Origin of the sequence: Longicatena sp. 210702-DFI.1.196 (assembly GCF_020563125.1) — a bacterium.
Classification (GTDB): Bacteria; Bacillota_I; Bacilli_A; order Erysipelotrichales; family Erysipelotrichaceae; genus Longicatena; species Longicatena caecimuris.
On the sequence record NZ_JAJCPX010000008.1, the window covers coordinates 1 to 19246 of the forward strand.

A 19246-nucleotide genomic window follows, 5' to 3' on the forward strand; every position below is an offset into this window, starting at 1 on the left:
ACGGAACCGTACGTACGGTGGTGTGAGAGGGTGATTTATTTCACCCTACTCGATTGTAGAAAAACAATAAAAAGTAATAAAAAGTAATAAAGAAATGATTGACAATAAGAAAAATTATACTATAATGAAGGCATAAGGAGGATGTGTGAATGAATCTGAAGGAAAACAACAGAATTACGACGTTAAATGAAAAAATGCTTCATCAGCCTCGTTATGTCAGCATTGAACAGGCACTGATCATTACGCAGACATATAAGGAACATGAGCAAGAACCTATCATCATGAAACGTGCACATGCTTTGTACAATGCGTTATGTCAATTGGAAATCGGCGTAGAACAGGAAGAATTAATAGTCGGGAATCGTACCAAGGGTGTACGATACGGGGTTGTTTTTCCGGAAAGCGGGATTTCCTGGGTAGATCGAGAATTAGAAACGATATCCACCAGACCACAGGATAAGTTTCATGTACGCCCTGAGGATATCAAAACATTTCGTGAGGTTATCGTTCCCTATTGGCGAGGAAAAAGTTTAGAGGATGTAGTCAAACAACGCTGTGGAGATGAAATATCTGCAATTGGCAAGGTCGTAAAAATCAATCAGACAGACCATGCCCAGGGGCATATTTGTCCCAATGTCAAAGAGTGGTTGGAAAAGGGGCCGAGCGGTTTATTAGAGGAGGCAAAACAGCAATTGGCTGTTTGCAAGGAAGAACAAAAAGTTTTTTATGAGGCAGTGATCTTAGTCATGGAAGGCGTAAAGAAGTTCTATATGCGCTATCATGATCTATTAGTATCAAGTGCATCAACTGCTGATGAAATATATCGCTCACATATGCTTGAAGTTGCGCGGATTTGTAAGAAATTGAGTGAAAAACCTGCTGAATCTTTCCATGAGGCCGTTCAATCTGTTTGGATGCTGTTTGTGGTTTTGCATATGGAAAGCAATGCTAGTAGCTTTTCTCCGGGACGTTTGGATAAAACGCTGTATCCATACTATGAAAAAGATATAAAACAAGGACGATTAGATAAAGAGAAAGCTTTGGAAATTATTGAATGTTTATGGCTGAAATTTAATGAGATTGTGTATTTGCGCAATCAACACAGCGCAAAATATTTTGCCGGTTTTCCGATTGGCTTCAATATTGCGATTGGTGGTGTAGATGCCCAGGGAAAGGATTATGTAAATGATCTTTCTCATCTATTCTTAGATGCACAAGAAGATTTAGGCTTACCTCAGCCTAATCTATCGGTACGCTTGCATACCCATACTTCAGATGAACTCTTGCATCATGCCATTCGCGTTGTGGCAAAAGGCAGTGGCATGCCGCAATTCTTTAATGATCAGGCAATTATACAAGAAATGGAGAAACTTGGTATTTCTCATGAGGATGCTATGGATTATGCCATAGTCGGCTGTGTGGAATTAACGACACAGGGCAATAATCTGGGGTGGAGCGATGCGGCAATGTTCAATATGAATAAAGTATTGGAATTGACCTTGCATCATGGCATTGATGTATTAACCGGTAAACAGATGGGTCCTGATTATGGTTCGCTAAGCACTTATCAAAGCTTTGAAGAATTAGAAGCGGCTTTTGAAAAGATGCTGTATCATTTTGAAGATCGCATGATTCCTTGTTGTGAACAGGTGGAAAAAGGACATATCGATATTCTTCCAACACCTTTTTTGTCCAGTGTTATTGATGATTGCATGAAGCAAGGCATGGATGTTACCGCCGGTGGAGCACATTATAATTTATCCGGTATTCAGATGATTCAGATAGCGAATTTGGCAGATTCTTTAGCAGCTATCAAACAGCTAGTCTTTGAAGAAAAACGCCTTTTGGCTAAGGATTTGGAAAATGCACTATATAACAACTTTGAAGGACAGGAAGTCATGCGTCAGATGTTATTGAATCGTGTACCGAAATATGGCAATGATGTTGCTTGGGTTGATGAACTCGGTATCAAATGGGCCAGAAAGTTTCGTGAGCGCCTGCGCTCTTATACGAATTATCGTAAAGGACCTTATCATAGCGGAATGTATACGGTCAGTGCGCATGTGCCGATGGGAGAAAATGTCGGTGCCAGTGCGGATGGACGCTTATCTATGACACCTTTAGCCGATGGTGGAATGTCTGCGGTCTATGGCAGAGATTTGAAAGGCCCTACTGCTGTGCTGAAATCTGTATCTCGTATCGATAACAATTTAACAAGCAATGGCGGCTTATTAAATATGAAATTCTTACCGGACTTCTTTAAGACAGACACCGGTATTCAAAAATTTGCGAATTTCTTGCGCTCCTTTGTAGCGTTAGAAATCCCACATGTACAATTCAATGTGGTGCGAAAAGAAGATTTACTGGCCGCGCAGAAACATCCGGAACAATATAGTTCTTTGACCGTGCGTGTGGCTGGCTATACGGCATATTTTACCGAATTGGCAGGTGAGCTGCAAAATGAAATCATTGCGCGAACAAGCTATGACAACGTCTGAATGTCGAGGCAATGTGTTTGATATCAAACGCTTTGCGACACATGATGGGAAGGGCATTCGGACAACGCTGTTTTTAAAGGGATGTCCCTTACGCTGTGTCTGGTGCCAAAATCCAGAAGGCTTAAAAAAAGAGCCGCAAGTCTTATATATGGAAAACAAATGTTTGCATTGCGGCAGTTGTGTACAATGCGCCAAGCATGGCGGTGTCACCATAAAGCAGCAGCATGTGTGCCTACAGCGAGAAGCGCAAGAAGATTGGGAACGCATTGTTGATGCCTGCCCTACCCGTGCGATGCAGTTTGATAGTCGCAGTTATACGGTAGAAGAAGTGATGGAAGAGCTATTAAAAGATGAAGTCTTTTTTCAAAGGGAAGGCGGTATTACAATTTCCGGTGGAGAACCTTTCTTACAGCACGAATTTTTGATTGAGATTTTAAAAGAATGTAAGAAAAAGCAGCTGCATACGGCAATTGAATCTTCCTTTTATACAAATTGGGAAATCATCCAACAGGCATTGCCATATCTTGATCAGATTTACGTGGATTTGAAAGTATTTGACAGTGCTTTGCACAAAAGCTATACTGGTGTTGACAATAAGCAAATTAAAGAAAACATCGCCTTTCTGTTACAGAGTGAGAAAAAAGATGTTGTAACCATACGTACACCATTGATTCCTAAACTTACCGCTAGACCAGACAACATTGCGGCTATTTCCACCTTTATCAGCAATTGCTATTCCAAGGTGCGCTATGAACTGTTAAATTACAATCCATTAGCAAAAGCCAAATATAGCTATCTGGATATGGAATATTGTTTTAATGAAAATCCTAAGCTGTATACAAATGAACAAATGGAACAATTTTATGCCATTGCCCAAACCCATGGCATCCAACAATTTATTAAGGAATAAGGAGAGAAAATAACATGAAAATTTTAGTAGATAACGCAGATCTTAAGGAGATTAAAAAGATTTATGAGGTATATCCAGTAGATGGGGTCACTTGCAATCCTACCATTTTGAAAAAGACTGGACGCAATCCATTTGAGGTATTGAAAGAAATTCGTGCTTTCATTGGGAAAGATGCGGATTTACATGTACAAGTCATTTCCGCCAAAGCAGAGGATATGGTGGTAGAGGCGCATAAGATTCAGGAAGTGCTTGGGGAAAATACCTTTATTAAAGTGCCGGTGATACCGGAAGGCTTAAAGGCAATTCGTCTGTTGGCCAAAGAAGGTGCAAATGTAACAGGAACAGCTATTTATAATCAAATGCAGGGATATTTGGCAGGGAAAGCCGGTGCTGCCTATGTAGCACCATATGTCAATCGTATTGATAATCTTGGCAGCAATGGTATTCAGGTTGCTAAAGATATTCATGATATGCTGAAGAAGGCCGGTTTAAAAACAGAATTACTAGCCGCAAGCTTTAAAAATTCCCAACAGGTGCTGGAATTGGCGAAGTATGGGTTAGGAGCTAGTACGATTGCTCCGGATGTTATTGAAGGCTTGATTAAAGTAGATGCCGCAAGAATTGCTGTTGATGTCTTTACAAAAGACTTTGAAGCATTGTGTGGAGAAGACAGTACGATGCTGGATGCGGCTAAATAAAAAGATAAGAAAAATACCTACTGTGTAACCAATATGGCAGTAGGTATTTTTTATCTAAAGTTATTTATAAATCATCGTTTTGTTCATGCGTATCTTTTGAATAGGTTTTTCCATCAACGTTAATTTCTGTATCAAACGTGATGTGGGAAACTCCGTAGGAGGGATAGGTTTGTACCAAAGCATCTGGGAAACTGTTTCCTGCTTGATACGTAGTGAACTCACGGTAAGGATAAACGAATGCATCATTGCGATATAGGATGTCTATATGCAATAGGCACTTTTCCTGATAGGGCGAGTCGTATTGCATGATAAAATAACTCTTACGTTTGTTTCCTTTTTTGAAAGAGAAGGATTCATCATCATAAATTTCACTGGCATAATGGTGTTTGTTCTCTTGATAGAGCTGTACATACTTAACCATGGTGTTATCTTCTTCCAGTTTTTGCATCGTCAATTGTGCTTTCATCATGGCAGTATGTGTCGTTGGCAATTGTTTCCAATCGATGAATCCTAAGATCATGATCGCACCATCCGTACTTCTAGCAGTCACACTGGTGAAAGGAAATGCAGGCAGCTCATCATAATGGATTTTTGTGGTTTTTACTTTGAAGTTCGTTGCCGTATTCAGAACAAGGGCATCTTCATTGCATAATTCTGCAGCAATAGCTTGTGGCATGCCTTTCTTGATTAGCGCTTTTTGTACTTGGGTAGAAGCTGGTGTTACTTCTTCATAGGACACGGTTTCATAGGTCATAAACATTTTGGTCATTCCATACACCCCAATGGCGAGAACGCTTGTGTAAATAAGAGCGATGGCGAAAAAGGATACATGAGGTTGTTCTGTTTCTATTTGGATATCGGCGTTCAATAATTGATGAATGGAGTGAAACAGCTGATATGCTATATAAATAAGCAATCCCAATCCTATGATGATGGCAATAATTCCAAATAGAAGAAAGAAATAACTTAGTAATACGAAAAGGATATAGAGCAGAAAAGCAATCCGTACGTTCTTCATAGGGTAGCGTTGTGTTAGCTGCGCATCGATATAAAGTGATTCTATCGCCTTTGAAAACTGTTGGATAAAATATACTTGTAACGCGATGGATACGATGGATAGCAGTAAGATACCATCCATATAAGGAGTAGCAGCTAAGCTTGTTTGTATTAGAAAGAGAATGGCCAATCCAATCTCGCTGAAAAAGGCATGCTGAAAGTATGCATTGTGTCTATGTAATGTCCATAGATGGTAGGTCATAAGGCCTATACCGATCAATGGTAAAAAAACATCCAGATAAGCAAATTGCACCGTAAACATCGTTAAGCATAAGCCTACAACAATGCGTCGCAGAATGTGTGTCGTATGTTGTTGATTTTCCATAATTTGATTCCCCCTTGCGCTTTATTGTAGCATATATGATTTTATATCCATAGATGGCTTAAGATATCTTAAGATGTCGCATAAAAAATCCCATAGCTGACTATGGGCGTATGTTTAATGGAACATATCTTTTTTCTTAAAGATAAAGGTGGCAATTACACAGGCAATAATGGCGACTAAGGTAGGGAACCACCATTGTGGAATTGGCAAACCTTCTACATTCATACCATAAAAACTGAAGATAATGTTTGGTATCGCCATGACGATGGTAATAACGGTTAATACTTTCATAACAATATTTAGGTTATTAGAGATGACGGAAGCGAAGGCATCCATCGTTCCTGATAGAATACCGGAATAAATATTACACATCTCGATTGCCTGATGGATTTCAATCATCACATCTTCTAGGATGTCCTGATCTTCTTCATATAGTTTGATCAGCTTTCCACGCATGATCTTATTGAGCGTAACTTCATCTGATTTTAAAGAAGTCGAGAAGTAAACAAGAGATTTTTCTAAGCCCAACATTTGAATCAATTCTTTATTTTTCATAGATTGGTGAAGATTACGTTCTGTTCTTGAAGATACGCGATCAATCTGACGCAGATAGATTAGGAAACGCTGTGAAATCTTCAACAGCAGCAATAATAAGAAACGCGTTTTAAGATCTGTATTCATCCCTTTAATACGACCTTTTGCCATATCTTCGATATTGAGATTATCATATAAAGAGATTGTTACGATACAACCCTTCATAATGATAACACCAAGTGGTAAGGTTGTATAAAGCAATGTATTTTCATCTGTATTTTCATCTTCATCAGCATTAGGATAATCGACAATGACAAGCGTTTGTCCTTCGTCTTCATCATGATCGATATGAGAACTTTCTTCTTCATCCAAACTCGCTTTGACGAATTCAGGGAGAACACCAATTTCTTGAATTAAATAATCACATTCTTCTTGGGTAGGCGCAATAGCGCTGATCCAGCATCCTTTTTCTGGTTTGTCGATTTTTTTGGTCATCGTGCCAAAAGTTTTGTAAAATTCAATCATACGTACCTCCTTTTTACAGGAGGCTGGTTTGTATACTGCCTCCTGTTATGTGTTTTCTTATCTTATTTTGACATGGGCTTTCCGGCTCTGGAGACATATACAACACCTTCTTTCTTCTTAGCTTGTTTATTATAGCACAGTTCGTTTCACTTGTGAGTGTCCTACATAACTTTTTTTATAATTTATATCCTATTTTAAAGGATAACCATGATAACCCAGCTGATTTCGTAATTTGTGTTTTCTTTTTCTATATGGTAAACTTAATAAAACAAAGCGATAAGCTAATTTGGAGGCGATATTTTCGATGGTGGATATTTCTGCTGTCGGCAACGGTAAATGGATAACGAGAATAGGGCATAAGGATGAATCATCCATTTTTATGTTACCTAATTTTGTCCTTGCCGTTAGGATTTTTATGCTTGCGGCACAAGGAGTGCTGTTTTTTTATGTTTATTGAAAGGAATGAAAAAAATGCGAGAAATACGTTTATTAAACATGGATGAAAAGGCGGATATCAAAACTATCTTATTAGCGTTACCTGATTGGTTTGGTCTTCCGAATTCTTTAGAAAGTTATGTAGTAGAAAGTCAAAAGCTTACTGTCCTTGGTTGTTTTGAGGAAACAAAGCTGATTGGTTTTATCACCTTAAAGCCAACGAGCGAGAAAACTTTAGAACTGTATGTGCTCGGGATTTTGCCGACCTATCATCGTCAGGGAATTGGCAACACCATGATGCAAGCGGTAGTGGCCTATGCAAAGACGCATGGTTATTATTATCTTCAGGTGAAAACATTGGCACCTGAGGCGAAAGATGAATATTATTTAAAAACCTATGCCTTTTATCGTTCGCTTAATTTTGTGGATGTAGAGGTATTACCATTATGGGATGAATGGAATCCCTGTCAAATGATGATTTGTAAAACGGAAGAAGTTACTTGTAAATAGGAAAAAAGCATATGGCTAGCGTCATTTGACAGCAATCACATATGCTTTTTATTTAGGATAATGAAAGTCTTTTAATAATAATAGATTTCGTTTTTTACTGCTTCGGCCTTTTCTTTACCTGCTAGCTTTTCAATGATAGCAAACGCAAAGTCAATTACAGCTGCTGCACTTCTTCCGGTGATCAGATTGCCATCCGTTACGGTATATTGATCTACATACGTGCCATTGAAATCTTCATTCATGCTAGTAAAGCAGGTGTAGTTTTTACCTTTTAAATACCCTTGACGGCCTAATATGGTCGGTGCTGCACAAATAGCGGCAACAACTTTATCTGCATCCATGAAGGCTTTTAAAATAGCCATGACGTTATCATTGGCTTCTAATTTCTGATAATGTGGTCCTCCAGGGAAGAACAAAACGTCATATGCATTCGGATCGATCGTATCCAGATCTAACAGATTGCTCATCGTGATATGGAAACGTCCGCATGCTTCTTTTGCGGATACGGCACTGATATCCATGTCAATTCCTGCTCTTCTTAATAAAGCAATGGTTCCTACAGCTTCTAATTCTTCATAACCATCCGTTAAAATACATAACACTCTCATAAAAATGCCTCCTTTTTTCAACATCATTATACGCCTATTTTTCATCAAGTGGGCAGTAAATGCATCTTTTATCAAAGAAGCACAGAGTACTATCTATCTGATGCAGGATAAGCAAATCATTTTCAAGAAAGAAACAGGGATATGCATAGCATAAAAAGGTCGTAAGCTGCCATCACGTCATCATTTTTCGTTTCACAAAGGAATACACTATAGCATAGGTGAGGTGTGGCTATGAACAAGCTTATGTACATCAATCAAGTGCTGAATGGCTTTGTCTGGGGCAAATATATGATTTTCTTTTTATTGTTTACAGGTATATGGCTGATGATCGTGACAAATTTTTTACCTTTTCGTAAGATCAAACTGATATTTCATAAGACCCTTGGGGCTTTAAAGAAAACCAATGCCCAAGAAGGTATTACACCTTTTCAAGCAGTATCGACAGCTTTAGCCGGTACATTGGGTGTTGGCAGTGTCGTAGGGGTTACCACTGCTTTGACCATGGGAGGACCAGGTGCCTTATTTTGGATGCTCATCAGTGCCATCCCCGGTATGATGAGCAAGTATGCAGAGATTGTCTTGGCAATTCACTATCGTGAAAGAAGTGAAGACGGCAGTTATATCGGAGGTCCGATGACGACGCTGGAACATGGCTTGCATCTGCGATTTTTTGGTGTTTTATTTGCTGTATTTTGTGTGTTTGCCTCTTTTGGGATAGGTAATCTGACACCGGCTAATACGATTGCCCACACCTTGCAAACGTATCTGCCTCTTTCCCCTATGCTTATCGGTATTGTATTGGCATTGATCATCGGCATCATCATGCTAGGCAAGGCGAAAGGAATTATGCGTTTTAATGAAATAATCATTCCCATCATTTCGATTGGCTATGTGCTGGCTTGTATCTATTTACTGCTTCTGCATATGGATGAATTACCACATGTCTTCACGCTCATCTTTGATGATGCCTTTGATTTCATGAGCGCGGCCGGAGGTATCAGTGGCTTTGCCATTTCCCGGGCAATGCATTATGGCATATCGCGCGGCGTATTTTCTAATGAGGCCGGTATGGGAAGCTCTCCCTTATCACATGCCGCTGTTGTAAATGTGAATGCAGTGGAACAGGGCTTTTGGGGCATATTTGAAGTATTCTTTGATACGATTATCGTCTGTACATTGACAGGTCTTGTCGTTTTATCCAGTGATGCATGGGGCCAAAGTCTGGAAGGTGTTGCCTTGACCGTAGCTTGCTTTGAAGAAGGGTTTGGTTCTTTTGGTGGTATGCTGTTTGCCATTGCCATCATATCCTTTGCTTTACCTTCGATCTTAGGATGGTACTACTATGCAATCACCTGTCTTCATTATTTATTCAAAACACGTATTATGATTGTTTGCTATTCACTGCTCTTTCTTGTTTTGCTAATATATGGCTGTGGTATGGAACTGGGCTTTGTTTGGGAAGTCGCAGATACCTTAAATGGTCTTATGGCCATACCAAATCTGATTTCACTAGTGCTTTTATATAAAACTGTGGTAAAATTAACGAAAGAATACTTGCGCGTTCATAGGAGTGATTAGATGAAGATAGTAATTGCCTGTGATTCCTACAAAGGATGTATGACTTCACGACAGGTAGCCACACAAATTGAAAAAGGTATCCACCGTCTGGATACCTCTATTGAAACGGTATCCTACGTGATTGGTGATGGGGGAGAAGGCACGGTTGCGGCTTTTCATGAAACCTGTCATGGCATAAAACAGCCGGTACAGACCAGTGATGCGTATGGTAAAAAAATCATGAGCGAGTATACCATCATTGAAGATGGCCGTTGTGCGGTGATTGAAGTGGCGAATATTATCGGCTTGAATATGCATGAAAGAGAGCGCAGAGCACCATTTTTTGGCAGTAGTTTCGGTGTCGGCACGGTTATTTTGGATGCTGTAGCAAAAGGCTGTAAAAAAATCATCATCGGCTTGGGAGGCAGTGCTACCAATGATGGCGGTATGGGGCTGTTACAAAGCTTAGGCGCGCGTTTCTATGATATGAATCATAAATATTTATCTCCGCAAGCGATGAATCTGGAAAAGATTCGTTATATTGATTTGAATCGTTTAAATAAATTAGAAGGTATTGAATTGATTGCGGCTTGTGATGTGAAAAATCATTTGTTGGGGGAAAATGGGGCAACTTATGTTTTTGGGAAACAAAAGGGCTTTTTTCCTAATCAAATCAAAAAGGTGGATATGGCGATGCAGAATTATCGCGATCAGCTTTATCGTTATACCCATGTGGATATTGATACTTTTGAAGGCGGTGGAGCTGCCGGAGGAATTGGTGCTGTATTGATAGGCATTTTGCAGGCGAAGATGATGCCCGGTATTGAGTTGTTAATGAGTTATAGTGACATTGAAGATCAGATACAAGATTGTGATCTGGTCATCACCGGAGAAGGACAAAGTGATCGTCAGACGATGTATGGCAAAGTGCCGGCTGGTATTTTGAAAGTGGCCAAAAAACATGATAAGCCAATTATTTGTATCAGTGGAGCCTTAGGCATTGGTTATATGGATCTATATGAGTTAGGCTTTGTTGGTATTTATAGCATTGCCGATCGTGCCATGACGTTTCAACAAGCTTTAGAAAATGCACCCGAAAAATTAGAATTAGCTGCATATGGCATTATGCGGACAATTTGGTATTTTAAAAATCATTCTTGAATAGAGAAGGTATAAGCAAATAATGAAAGGATTCTTATGAAAATACGGAAATGGCTGATGGTCATTGGCAGCTTACTATGTAGTCTATTGCTTCTTATATGGGGAGTACAATACTTCTTTCATGATCATCTATCTTCCTATGAGATAACAGATCTAAGTAAAAAGGAACAGCGATTGCTTAAGACTTTTTATGCGAATGATCATATCGTCAAAGGGGAATTGTTTGATATTGCATACGATTATTTTTATACATATGATGATTATCAAATAACATTGTTGAAAAAAGTGGATGGAACTATCCATGATCTGACAATTTCTGTCTTTGCTTATCAGCAAGACAAAGAAACTATCAAAGTGATGGGTCGTTATCCTTTAAATCAAGTATTTCAAGATGATCTCATGCAGGATATTATGCAAACACCACATGTCTGGAAGATGAAGGGCAGAAGCCTGTTTGATGTCGCTAATCGACACATGAGTAATCGTATCAAGGTAGTAATTGCATATCGTGATGGTAAAGAACAATTTATGCTGGAAGCACCACACATAGCAATAAAGCAGCTTGTAAAGCGAAAGATAGAAAACGGACAACCATTGCAAATCAGCTATTTTCAAAACAAAGAGAAATTATTAAAAGGCGATACTGTTTGGGATAATGAATATACAGATATGTATAAGTATTTGATAGGATTGTTTTATTCATCATTTCCAACCTATCAAAAAGAATTGGATGTGATCTTTCCCCGCTATCAAAAAGAGCGCGAAGAAGATTGTTTGCGCCTCTTGCAGTTGGCTTTGATCACGGATGAACAATACGCAAATAGCGTAAAGTATTATGATGATATTAACAGTACCCAAACCAAGCGTTGGATCTTGCAGAAATTAGACTCGATGGAGCCTATCATACGCCAAGCATATACAGAACAATCGACGAATGAAAATACATTATGTTTTCTATTAGAACTGAAACAGCAGGTGTATGAAAGATTAAACGATCAAAAGAAAGCCAAAGCGTATGCGAACGAACTGGCAACCTTAAAGTAAACTGGTTGAATGCAGAAAAAACGTTATATAATATTATGGTAAAAAACAGGAAGTAGGATAATCATTCACGCTCTGCTTGTGATGTTCTACTTCTTTTTTTATCCATCACGAAGCAATGGAAGGATGAGAAAGAAGTCTTTTCGATTCATCGAACTCCTTCAATTTTCATAAAAAGTGTTTACAAGCATAGAAAAATGACATATAATAGGTTTGCAAAACATATGAACAATTGTTCATATGTTAGAAAGTTGAGGATGCATGTGATGGCAAAAGAAAAACTAGAATGTGAAGAACGGCAAATCCATGAAGATGCCATTGCCAGAATCAAAGCGGACATGCTGAGTGTGGAAACGGGGAATGAATTATCTGCCTTGTTTAAAATGTTTGCGGATCCCACCAGATTAAAGATATTAGGTATGTTATTTAAAGAAGAGCTTTGTGTTTGTGATATTGCTTTTCTTTTAGATATGACACATTCCGCAGTATCACATCAGCTATCGGTCTTACGGCAGAATCGTTTAATTAAATATCGCAGAAGCGGGAAAAATGTTTTCTATTCTTTAGATGATGCACATATCCAACAAATCTATGATGCAGGTTTAGCGCATATCTTAGAACATTAATGCTAAATACAATTGGAAAACAATTCGCCCATCCCAATGGCATATGTGGCAGGTTAGCAACTAAAGTAATGAATCTTATGAATCATAAGATGTATGATATGGTACTCATGCATCTGCAAACTACAGAAGCAAGAACGATTTTAGATGTTGGCTTTGGCAATGCGCAAGTACTTAAAAAAGCATTGCGTCTTCATTCTGGCACATACTATGGAGTAGAGATCAGTGAAACAATGATTAAAAAAGCCCGGCAGGATAAAGCTTTGCAAGGCACGGAACTAGTATATGGAAAGGTCGAAGAACTGCCGTTTCAAGATGAAATGTTTGCGTATCAATATAGTATCAATACGATATATTTTTGGGAAAGTCTGGATCAAGGGTTTCAGGAACTATATCGCTGTGGAAAACCTGACAGCATTTGTGTGATTGCTTTTTATTCAGCATCCTGGCTGAAACGCAAACGAAGGCTGTTTCCCATGTTTCATTGTTATGAAAAAGAAACGATCCTACAGAGCATGGAAAGTAATGGTTTTACAAAGGAATCCCTATTAACAATGGGGAAAGACAAGGGGTATTGTCTAATCGCGCGTCGTAAATAAAGGAGGTAGAGAGAATGCAGAAGATTTATGTCTTAGAAGGCTTGGATTGTGCAAATTGCGCAATGAAAATAGAGCGACAAGTAGCAAAAGTTAAGGGGGTACAAGAGACCAATGTGGATTTTGTCACAAAGAAGTTATATGTAGAGTATGAAGATGCGACAATAGAGGAAGCAATCCTTTCTACAGTGACAAGCATTGAACCTGAGGTTGTACCACGTGAAGTTAAGCAAAAGAAATCGATGGAAAATAAATCGCAGAAACATGTACATGCACAGGAAGACAGCTGTTGCGAACATGCACATTCTCATGACGAGGAACATGAACATCATCATGATCATGATGGTTGTTCTTGTACACATGCACATGTAGAAGAAGTACGGGAACTGCAAGGGGCAGACAAGTTGTATCTTACAGGGTTAGATTGTGCAAACTGTGCGGCCAAAATAGAACGCCATGTAGCGGGCATGGAAAATGTAGCTGATGCCAGCTTGAACTTTTCAAATGGGATCTTATTTGTTCAGATGAAAGATAAGATGAAAAAAGAAGAAACGCTGATGAAAATCATGGAGGTAATACCAACCTTAGAAGATGGCGTTCTTGTGGAAAAAGAAAAAAAGGTGCAAGAAATGGAACCCCAATATAGTATGTTTTCTTTTCGCAACAATGCTCAACTGTATAGTGGAATTTTCCTTTTTCTTGTAGGACTTTTCTTTCATGAAACAGCTTATAGCGTATGGATTTTTCTGGCAGCCTTTGTGTTTGCCGGTGGTAAAGTTGTTATCACAGCTATGCGTAATGTGTTAAAAGGTGAAGTGTTTGATGAAAATTTTTTGATGAGTATAGCAACCATTGGCGCCTTTGCGATACAGGATTATGAAGAAGCTGTTGCGGTTATGATTTTTTATGAAATCGGTGAGATGTTTCAATCCTATGCCGTAAATCGTTCTCGAAAATCCATATCTTCCTTAATGAATATTCGCGCCGATTATGCAAATGTGCTTGATGGAGAGCAGGAAATCAAAAAAACACCGGAAGATGTCAAAATCGGTGAGCTCATCCTTGTGAAACCGGGAGAACGCGTACCATTGGATGGGATAATTATAAAAGGAAGCAGTGCGTTGGACACGTCAGCATTAACCGGAGAAAGTATGCCTCGCGATGTCCATATAGATGATGAAGTGTTGGCTGGGGTTGTCAATTTAAGTGGTGTATTGACCATGAAGGTTACCAAACCATATGGGGAATCAACGGTATCTCGTATTTTAGAGCTAGTGGAAAATGCCAGCAGTAAAAAAGCACCAATGGAGAAATTCATCACCAAATTTGCCAGAGTCTATACACCAAGTGTTGTTGCTTTAGCAGTTGCTTTGGCGATATTGCCTCCTTTGTTTAGCAATCAAATTCATGTTATGGATATGCTGGAAAGTGCTTTGACATTTCTGGTTGTCTCTTGTCCTTGCGCATTAGTAGTATCCATTCCATTAGGCTTATTTGCTGGAATCGGTGCTGCCAGTAAACAGGGAATCTTGATAAAAGGTGGTAATTATTTAGAAGCATTGCAGAATATTGATACTGTGGTATTTGATAAGACGGGAACGCTGACCAAAGGTGTTTTTCGCGTTGTAAAGGTCGATGCACAGCAAGGCAGTAAAGAAGCATTGCTGCAACTGGCGGCATATGGTGAATATCATTCTTCTCATCCTATTGCCCTGTCTATCAAAGAAGCTTATGGAAAAACGATAGATGCATCTTGTCTAGAACATTATGAAGAAGTTGCCGGTAACGGCATACAGGTTACCATTCATGGAGAGAAGGTATTGTTAGGTAATGAGAAACTGATGCGGACACATGGCATATCGACCGTTCCATGTCCGACACCGGGCACCATCATTCACATAGCGAAAGAAAATGTGTATCTTGGCTATGTGCTGATCAATGATGAAATGAAAGAAACAAGTAAACAAGCAATTCAGGAACTAAAACGAAATGGGGTCAAACGCTGTATCATGTTAAGTGGAGATCGCAAAGAAGTTGGCGAACATGTGGCAAAAGAATTAGCATTGGATGAAGTGCATATGCAATTGTTGCCAGCGGATAAAGTAGCACGAGTTGAGGAATTGCTGCAACAAGAGGATGCCAAACATAAACTGGCATTTGTCGGTGATGGTATGAATGATGCGCCTGTGTTGGCCCGTGCGGATGTCGGTGTTGCTATGGGTGGTATCGGAAGTGATGCAGCCATAGAAGCAGCGGATATCGTGTTAATGAAAGATGATCCACTTGCTTTAAGTGAAGCAATTCGGATTGCCCGTAAAACGATGTATGTACTATGGCAAAATATCGTTTTCTCTTTGGGTGTTAAAGGAATTGTATTAGTACTGGCAGCTCTTGGTATTGCCAATATGTGGATGGGCGTTTTTGCGGATGTTGGTGTCACCTTGCTTGCTGTCTTAAATTCGATGCGGATATTACGTATGAAAAAGAAATAAGAAAGCAATATGAAAGATGTAATCAAAAAAACAGATTGCATCTTTTTCCTTTATCCAAAGCAGCAGGATGCAAAAGATTAAAGGAAAAATGTTATTCCTTGGAAGATGATGTAACTATTTGTAATATTCTATGTGAAATTATGGAAAAGATTGCAAGAGGGAATTGATTTTTGTTATAATGGGGTTTCCATTTATATGTAATTGAGGTGATGATATGAAAAAAGTTATCATATGTTTGTTTACCTTCGCCTTGGTGATGACAGGATGTGTCAGCACAACATCGAAAAAAACCAATTCTGAAAGCAAGGTTATAGAAATTGGTGTGGATGATGCCATCGCAAAAATACAGAAAAAGCAAAGCTTTGTCTTGTTGGTAACCCGTAAGCAATGTGAATATTGTGAAGCTATGCTAGAAATGCTTAAGGATACCATAAACGATCATAACTTGGTCATTTATGATACGATCATGCGAGATGATACAGTGGAGCATCTAAATGAGGATGTGGATAAGTTAAAGGCATATCTGGATCGTCCGGATCAGACACCGCATTATTATTACATCAAGAATGGCGAAGTTGCGGATGCGCAAAAAGGCTACACCCAATTTCAACCGGATCGATTTTGGGAGTGGGTCGCTAAGAACGATTTAGAGGGTATGAAATAGTGTGCAATAAGAAAGATACGCATTTTAGATGATATGAAATGAAAGAAACTGTGAAAATTTTCTAAAACTATTGATAATTTCTTTCATCACCAGTATAATATATAAGAATACGTAATGAGATCCTTTTTGATTTTAGAAAGTGATGTGTGAAGATGAAGACATGGAATGAGGTTTATGCAAACGCAAAATCACAGTGTGCCAAATGTCGATGCTGTCCTGTTTGTGATGGCAGAGCCTGTCGCGGTGAAACTCCGGGTCCCGGCGGAAAGGGCAGTGGCAGCGCCTTTGTGCGAAATAGTGAAATGTTGAAAAAGATTTTGATTCAGATGGATACAATTACTTCCAATGAAGAAATTGATACAGCTTCCGATTTTTTCGGACATCCGGTAGCTTTACCGGTGTATGCAGCACCAATCAGCGGTATTGAACAAAATTATGGCGCTAAGATGCGTGATGATGATTATACCAGAGAACTGGTTGAGGGTTGTCTGCAGGCAAATACATTAGCATTCACCGGTGATGGTATGCATGATGAAATGTTTAAAGGACCAATGGAAATTGTAAAACAACACAATGGATATGGTATCCCGACCATCAAACCATGGCAATATGAGCATATGAAATGGCGCATTGAACTGGCAAATGAAGGAAATGCATTGGCCATTGCTTCCGATATTGATGCCAGTGGTCTTTCTAACTTGCGAAACAGTGTGACGCCCGTTGGTTTTAAAAGCGTAGAGGATTTAAAGGAAATAAAAGCCATGTGCAAGGTGCCCTTTATTTTAAAAGGCATTCTCAGCGTAGCGGGAGCGCGCAAAGCTTTGGCAGCTGGGGCAGATGGAATCATCGTTTCAAATCATGGTGGACGTGTTTTAGACGATAGTCCAAGTGGTATTGAAATGTTGGAAGAAATCGTAAACGTTGTGGATGGACGTATGAAAGTCTTTGTGGATGGTGCATTCCGTAGCGGTAATGATGTCTTTAAAGCATTGGCATTAGGAGCTGACGGTGTTCTGATTGGCCGCCCTGCATCACAAGCAGTGATCGGCGGCATGGCAGAAGGTATCCGCATTTATATGGAAAAGATTCAGCTTGAATTAAAAGAAGCAATGGCAATGTCCGGTTGCAAGAGCATTCAGGATATTACCAGAGATAAAGTTATAGTTACATTTTAAATAGGAGGACGACTATGAGTTCATTTGAGAATAATGCCTTTTTCTGGCAAAAATTAGATACCTTGTATCTATCAAGCAAACTGGTCATTGACCGCCCACGCAACACTTGTCATTACAAGTATAGCAATATGATTTACCCTGTTGATTATGGATATTTAAATGATACAACAGGTTCTGATCAAGCACCGATTGATGTATTTAAGGGCAGTGAAAAAAGCAATCTGGTACAGGCGGTTGTTATCAGTGCCGATATCCTGAAAAAGGATTGTGAAGTAAAATTATTGATTGGCTGTAATGAAGAAGAGGAACATGATATTTTAGAGTTCCTGAATCAGACAGAGTTCCAAAAAGCGGTATTGATTCGCAGAGGAAACGATGTTCCAGAATGGGCCGTTAACGATTAAGCTGACATGTTCAGCTTCTTTTTTTGTTAAAAACGAAAGCGCAATAAGAAAGCGTCATCCCTTGAAAGGTATGGATAAAAACCTGATTTCATATACTGAAGCAGGAGGGATGCATATGAAAAAGATCATTTGTTTATGGCTTTGTCTTTTTGTTCTATGCGCGTGTACAAAACCAGGAAGTTTTGAAGATGGGAATATAGATATGGAAAAAGTCATAGAGGAAATAAATGAAGAGATTGCGGATGGTCATTGGAAGATGGGATTGTTACAGGATGAAGCGCTAAGCTTACAGGAAGTAGAGAAGCAATATCATATGGATATGACACAAATCAAGGATTGCCGTGTTCAACAGGCACTTATTCCGGCACAATTGAGTGAGGTAGCCCTGTTTTTAGCCAAACCCCAGGCAGATACCATGCTGAAAAAAGCTATTCAAGAACATAAAGAAGATTTGAAGCAGCGCTATGCGGGGATACTCATGGATGGGAATACGCTAATAGATTCGGCATTGCAAGGGCGCATTGGGCAATATTATTATTTTGTTCTTGGTGAAGACGCAAAAAAGGTGGTACACTATATGCAGGAGATAAAGTAGGTGTGAGCTATGTACAAAATAAAATGTTTGTATCGTGAATTCACTTCCTTTGAAGGGAGCCTTTTTAAATACTCGCTCTCTTTTTCTCTTTTATTAGCACTGGCTCCATCTTTGCTGATATTTGCATTGATGTTTAAATTCGCTTATCTTGATGATACGATCATTCTCAACTTTATCATGAATTTTATACCGGATGGCAACTTGGAAACGATCAATCAGCTGTTTCAGTTTTTTACGAGTAAGGATTATAGTATCTTATCCTTTATCGTTACGATGTGTGTTTCCTTTTATCTGGCAAGTCGCAGTATTTTTTCTTTTCTTTTGATTAGCGCATCTCATGAAGAAGTCGATGTTCCAAAATGGTCGATTCGTATTAAATCAGTCGTACTCTTTGTCAATCTGGCAATTATTATTGTAGCTGCCATTTTTATTGCGACAAACTTTTTAGAATTTCTCCCACTGATTTCTTCTTTGATCATGCTGATGTTCTTCTATATGATGTATCGGGCATTGAGTTTTCGCCGTCATGATTGGAGCTTTGGGTTATTGGGGGCAATGTTTTCGACGATTTGTATTATGGGATTGGCCACGTTATTTGTAACAATTGTAAAATATTTTACATCTTATCAAGACGTGTACGGACCATTGGCATCCCTTGTCACATTGTTGTTGGCAATTTATCTGATTTCCTGTATCATATACTTCGGATTCTGTTTGAATTTGGTGATGGAAGAAACATATGGTCGTGAAGCAGAATTGCCAATGAAAAATGAACGCATCTTTCACTGGGCACGAACCATCAGTGATAAAATAAAAGAAAAGCTATAAGAAATAGAGGT

Annotated in this window: 18 protein-coding genes; 15 read left to right on the forward strand and 3 right to left on the reverse strand. The window is 39.1% G+C overall.

Annotated elements, in window-relative coordinates:
* Window positions 1–149 precede the first annotated feature (149 nt).
* Genes LI241_RS05250 through LI241_RS05260 form a run of 3 tightly spaced genes read left to right on the forward strand, consistent with a single transcriptional unit; the run spans window position 150 to window position 4106 of the window.
* Window positions 150–2498, forward strand: coding sequence for a formate C-acetyltransferase/glycerol dehydratase family glycyl radical enzyme (locus LI241_RS05250; RefSeq protein ID WP_008689603.1), 2349 nt, complete (start codon window positions 150–152; stop codon window positions 2496–2498).
* On the forward strand, window positions 2461–3408 hold the full coding sequence (locus LI241_RS05255; protein WP_008689602.1) for a glycyl-radical enzyme activating protein: 948 nt from the start codon (window positions 2461–2463) through the stop codon (window positions 3406–3408). Before LI241_RS05250 ends, LI241_RS05255 begins: the two co-directional genes overlap by 38 nt.
* Before the next feature lie 14 nt (window positions 3409–3422).
* Complete coding sequence (locus LI241_RS05260) at window positions 3423–4106, forward strand: transaldolase family protein (protein WP_008689601.1); 684 nt, start codon at window positions 3423–3425, stop codon at window positions 4104–4106.
* 64 nt (window positions 4107–4170) lie between these two features.
* Here the strand turns inward: LI241_RS05260 and LI241_RS05265 are convergent, their stop codons facing one another.
* Entirely contained in the window at window positions 4171–5487 is a 1317-nt protein-coding gene (locus LI241_RS05265; protein ID WP_008689600.1) for a hypothetical protein, read from the reverse strand.
* Between the two features lie 114 nt (window positions 5488–5601).
* Complete coding sequence (locus LI241_RS05270) at window positions 5602–6546, reverse strand: magnesium transporter CorA family protein (protein ID WP_008689599.1); 945 nt, start codon at window positions 6544–6546, stop codon at window positions 5602–5604.
* A gap of 471 nt (window positions 6547–7017) precedes the next feature.
* Here LI241_RS05270 and LI241_RS05275 point away from each other — a divergent pair, with 471 nt between their 5' ends.
* Window positions 7018–7491, forward strand: a complete 474-nt coding sequence (locus LI241_RS05275; protein ID WP_008689597.1) for a GNAT family N-acetyltransferase — start codon at window positions 7018–7020, stop codon at window positions 7489–7491.
* Between the two features lie 71 nt (window positions 7492–7562).
* Here LI241_RS05275 and LI241_RS05280 read toward each other — a convergent pair whose 3' ends face one another.
* Window positions 7563–8099 carry a DJ-1/PfpI family protein gene (locus tag LI241_RS05280; RefSeq protein WP_008689595.1) on the reverse strand — a complete coding sequence of 179 codons (537 nt, stop codon included), beginning with the start codon at window positions 8097–8099 and terminating at the stop codon, window positions 7563–7565.
* 231 nt (window positions 8100–8330) lie between these two features.
* On the opposite strand from LI241_RS05280, the gene LI241_RS05285 reads away from it, so the two are divergent.
* The 11 genes from LI241_RS05285 to LI241_RS05335 all read left to right on the forward strand — a co-directional run bounded on the left by LI241_RS05285 (window position 8331) and on the right by LI241_RS05335 (window position 19235).
* Window positions 8331–9677: a sodium:alanine symporter family protein gene (locus LI241_RS05285; protein WP_008689593.1), complete on the forward strand. Its 1347-nt coding sequence runs from the start codon at window positions 8331–8333 to the stop codon at window positions 9675–9677.
* Window positions 9678–10817: a glycerate kinase gene (locus tag LI241_RS05290; protein WP_008689591.1), complete on the forward strand. Its 1140-nt coding sequence runs from the start codon at window positions 9678–9680 to the stop codon at window positions 10815–10817.
* A 36-nt stretch (window positions 10818–10853) separates the two neighbouring features.
* Entirely contained in the window at window positions 10854–11861 is a 1008-nt protein-coding gene (locus LI241_RS05295; protein ID WP_008689589.1) for a hypothetical protein, read from the forward strand.
* A gap of 263 nt (window positions 11862–12124) precedes the next feature.
* The gene (locus tag LI241_RS05300; protein ID WP_008689587.1) at window positions 12125–12484 is read left to right on the forward strand and encodes a helix-turn-helix transcriptional regulator; all 360 of its coding nucleotides are present in this window, start codon (window positions 12125–12127) and stop codon (window positions 12482–12484) included.
* Window positions 12484–13080: a class I SAM-dependent methyltransferase gene (locus LI241_RS05305; RefSeq protein WP_008689586.1), complete on the forward strand. Its 597-nt coding sequence runs from the start codon at window positions 12484–12486 to the stop codon at window positions 13078–13080. The genes LI241_RS05300 and LI241_RS05305 overlap by 1 nt, the downstream gene beginning before the upstream one ends.
* Before the next feature lie 14 nt (window positions 13081–13094).
* The gene (locus tag LI241_RS05310; RefSeq protein ID WP_008689584.1) at window positions 13095–15569 is read left to right on the forward strand and encodes a heavy metal translocating P-type ATPase; all 2475 of its coding nucleotides are present in this window, start codon (window positions 13095–13097) and stop codon (window positions 15567–15569) included.
* Window positions 15570–15783: 214 nt separating this feature from the next.
* Window positions 15784–16233, forward strand: a complete 450-nt coding sequence (locus LI241_RS05315; RefSeq protein WP_008689582.1) for a hypothetical protein — start codon at window positions 15784–15786, stop codon at window positions 16231–16233.
* 152 nt (window positions 16234–16385) lie between these two features.
* Window positions 16386–17408: an alpha-hydroxy-acid oxidizing protein gene (locus LI241_RS05320; RefSeq protein ID WP_008689580.1), complete on the forward strand. Its 1023-nt coding sequence runs from the start codon at window positions 16386–16388 to the stop codon at window positions 17406–17408.
* Window positions 17409–17422: 14 nt separating this feature from the next.
* Window positions 17423–17812, forward strand: coding sequence for an inorganic diphosphatase (locus LI241_RS05325; RefSeq protein WP_008689579.1), 390 nt, complete (start codon window positions 17423–17425; stop codon window positions 17810–17812).
* Between the two features lie 115 nt (window positions 17813–17927).
* Entirely contained in the window at window positions 17928–18407 is a 480-nt protein-coding gene (locus tag LI241_RS05330; protein WP_026006697.1) for a DUF4358 domain-containing protein, read from the forward strand.
* A gap of 9 nt (window positions 18408–18416) precedes the next feature.
* Window positions 18417–19235: a YihY/virulence factor BrkB family protein gene (locus LI241_RS05335; protein WP_008689575.1), complete on the forward strand. Its 819-nt coding sequence runs from the start codon at window positions 18417–18419 to the stop codon at window positions 19233–19235.
* Window positions 19236–19246 lie beyond the last annotated feature (11 nt).

Excerpts from the sequence above, each read along its gene's own strand:
- LI241_RS05260 (WP_008689601.1), top strand. The coding sequence starts at position 3,423 with ATGAAAATTTTAGTAGATAACGCAGATCTTAAGGAGATTAAAAAGATT.
- LI241_RS05310 (WP_008689584.1), top strand. The coding sequence starts at position 13,095 with ATGCAGAAGATTTATGTCTTAGAAGGCTTGGATTGTGCAAATTGCGCA.
- LI241_RS05320 (WP_008689580.1), top strand. The coding sequence starts at position 16,386 with ATGAAGACATGGAATGAGGTTTATGCAAACGCAAAATCACAGTGTGCC.
- LI241_RS05315 (WP_008689582.1), top strand. The coding sequence starts at position 15,784 with ATGAAAAAAGTTATCATATGTTTGTTTACCTTCGCCTTGGTGATGACA.
- LI241_RS05265 (WP_008689600.1), bottom strand. The coding sequence starts at position 5,487 with ATGGAAAATCAACAACATACGACACACATTCTGCGACGCATTGTTGTA.
- LI241_RS05300 (WP_008689587.1), top strand. The coding sequence starts at position 12,125 with ATGGCAAAAGAAAAACTAGAATGTGAAGAACGGCAAATCCATGAAGAT.
- LI241_RS05270 (WP_008689599.1), bottom strand. The coding sequence starts at position 6,546 with ATGATTGAATTTTACAAAACTTTTGGCACGATGACCAAAAAAATCGAC.
- LI241_RS05285 (WP_008689593.1), top strand. The coding sequence starts at position 8,331 with ATGAACAAGCTTATGTACATCAATCAAGTGCTGAATGGCTTTGTCTGG.
- LI241_RS05255 (WP_008689602.1), top strand. The coding sequence starts at position 2,461 with ATGAAATCATTGCGCGAACAAGCTATGACAACGTCTGAATGTCGAGGC.
- LI241_RS05275 (WP_008689597.1), top strand. The coding sequence starts at position 7,018 with ATGCGAGAAATACGTTTATTAAACATGGATGAAAAGGCGGATATCAAA.
- LI241_RS05295 (WP_008689589.1), top strand. The coding sequence starts at position 10,854 with ATGAAAATACGGAAATGGCTGATGGTCATTGGCAGCTTACTATGTAGT.
- LI241_RS05330 (WP_026006697.1), top strand. The coding sequence starts at position 17,928 with ATGAAAAAGATCATTTGTTTATGGCTTTGTCTTTTTGTTCTATGCGCG.
- LI241_RS05325 (WP_008689579.1), top strand. The coding sequence starts at position 17,423 with ATGAGTTCATTTGAGAATAATGCCTTTTTCTGGCAAAAATTAGATACC.
- LI241_RS05335 (WP_008689575.1), top strand. The coding sequence starts at position 18,417 with ATGTACAAAATAAAATGTTTGTATCGTGAATTCACTTCCTTTGAAGGG.
- LI241_RS05305 (WP_008689586.1), top strand. The coding sequence starts at position 12,484 with ATGCTAAATACAATTGGAAAACAATTCGCCCATCCCAATGGCATATGT.
- LI241_RS05280 (WP_008689595.1), bottom strand. The coding sequence starts at position 8,099 with ATGAGAGTGTTATGTATTTTAACGGATGGTTATGAAGAATTAGAAGCT.
- LI241_RS05250 (WP_008689603.1), top strand. The coding sequence starts at position 150 with ATGAATCTGAAGGAAAACAACAGAATTACGACGTTAAATGAAAAAATG.
- LI241_RS05290 (WP_008689591.1), top strand. The coding sequence starts at position 9,678 with ATGAAGATAGTAATTGCCTGTGATTCCTACAAAGGATGTATGACTTCA.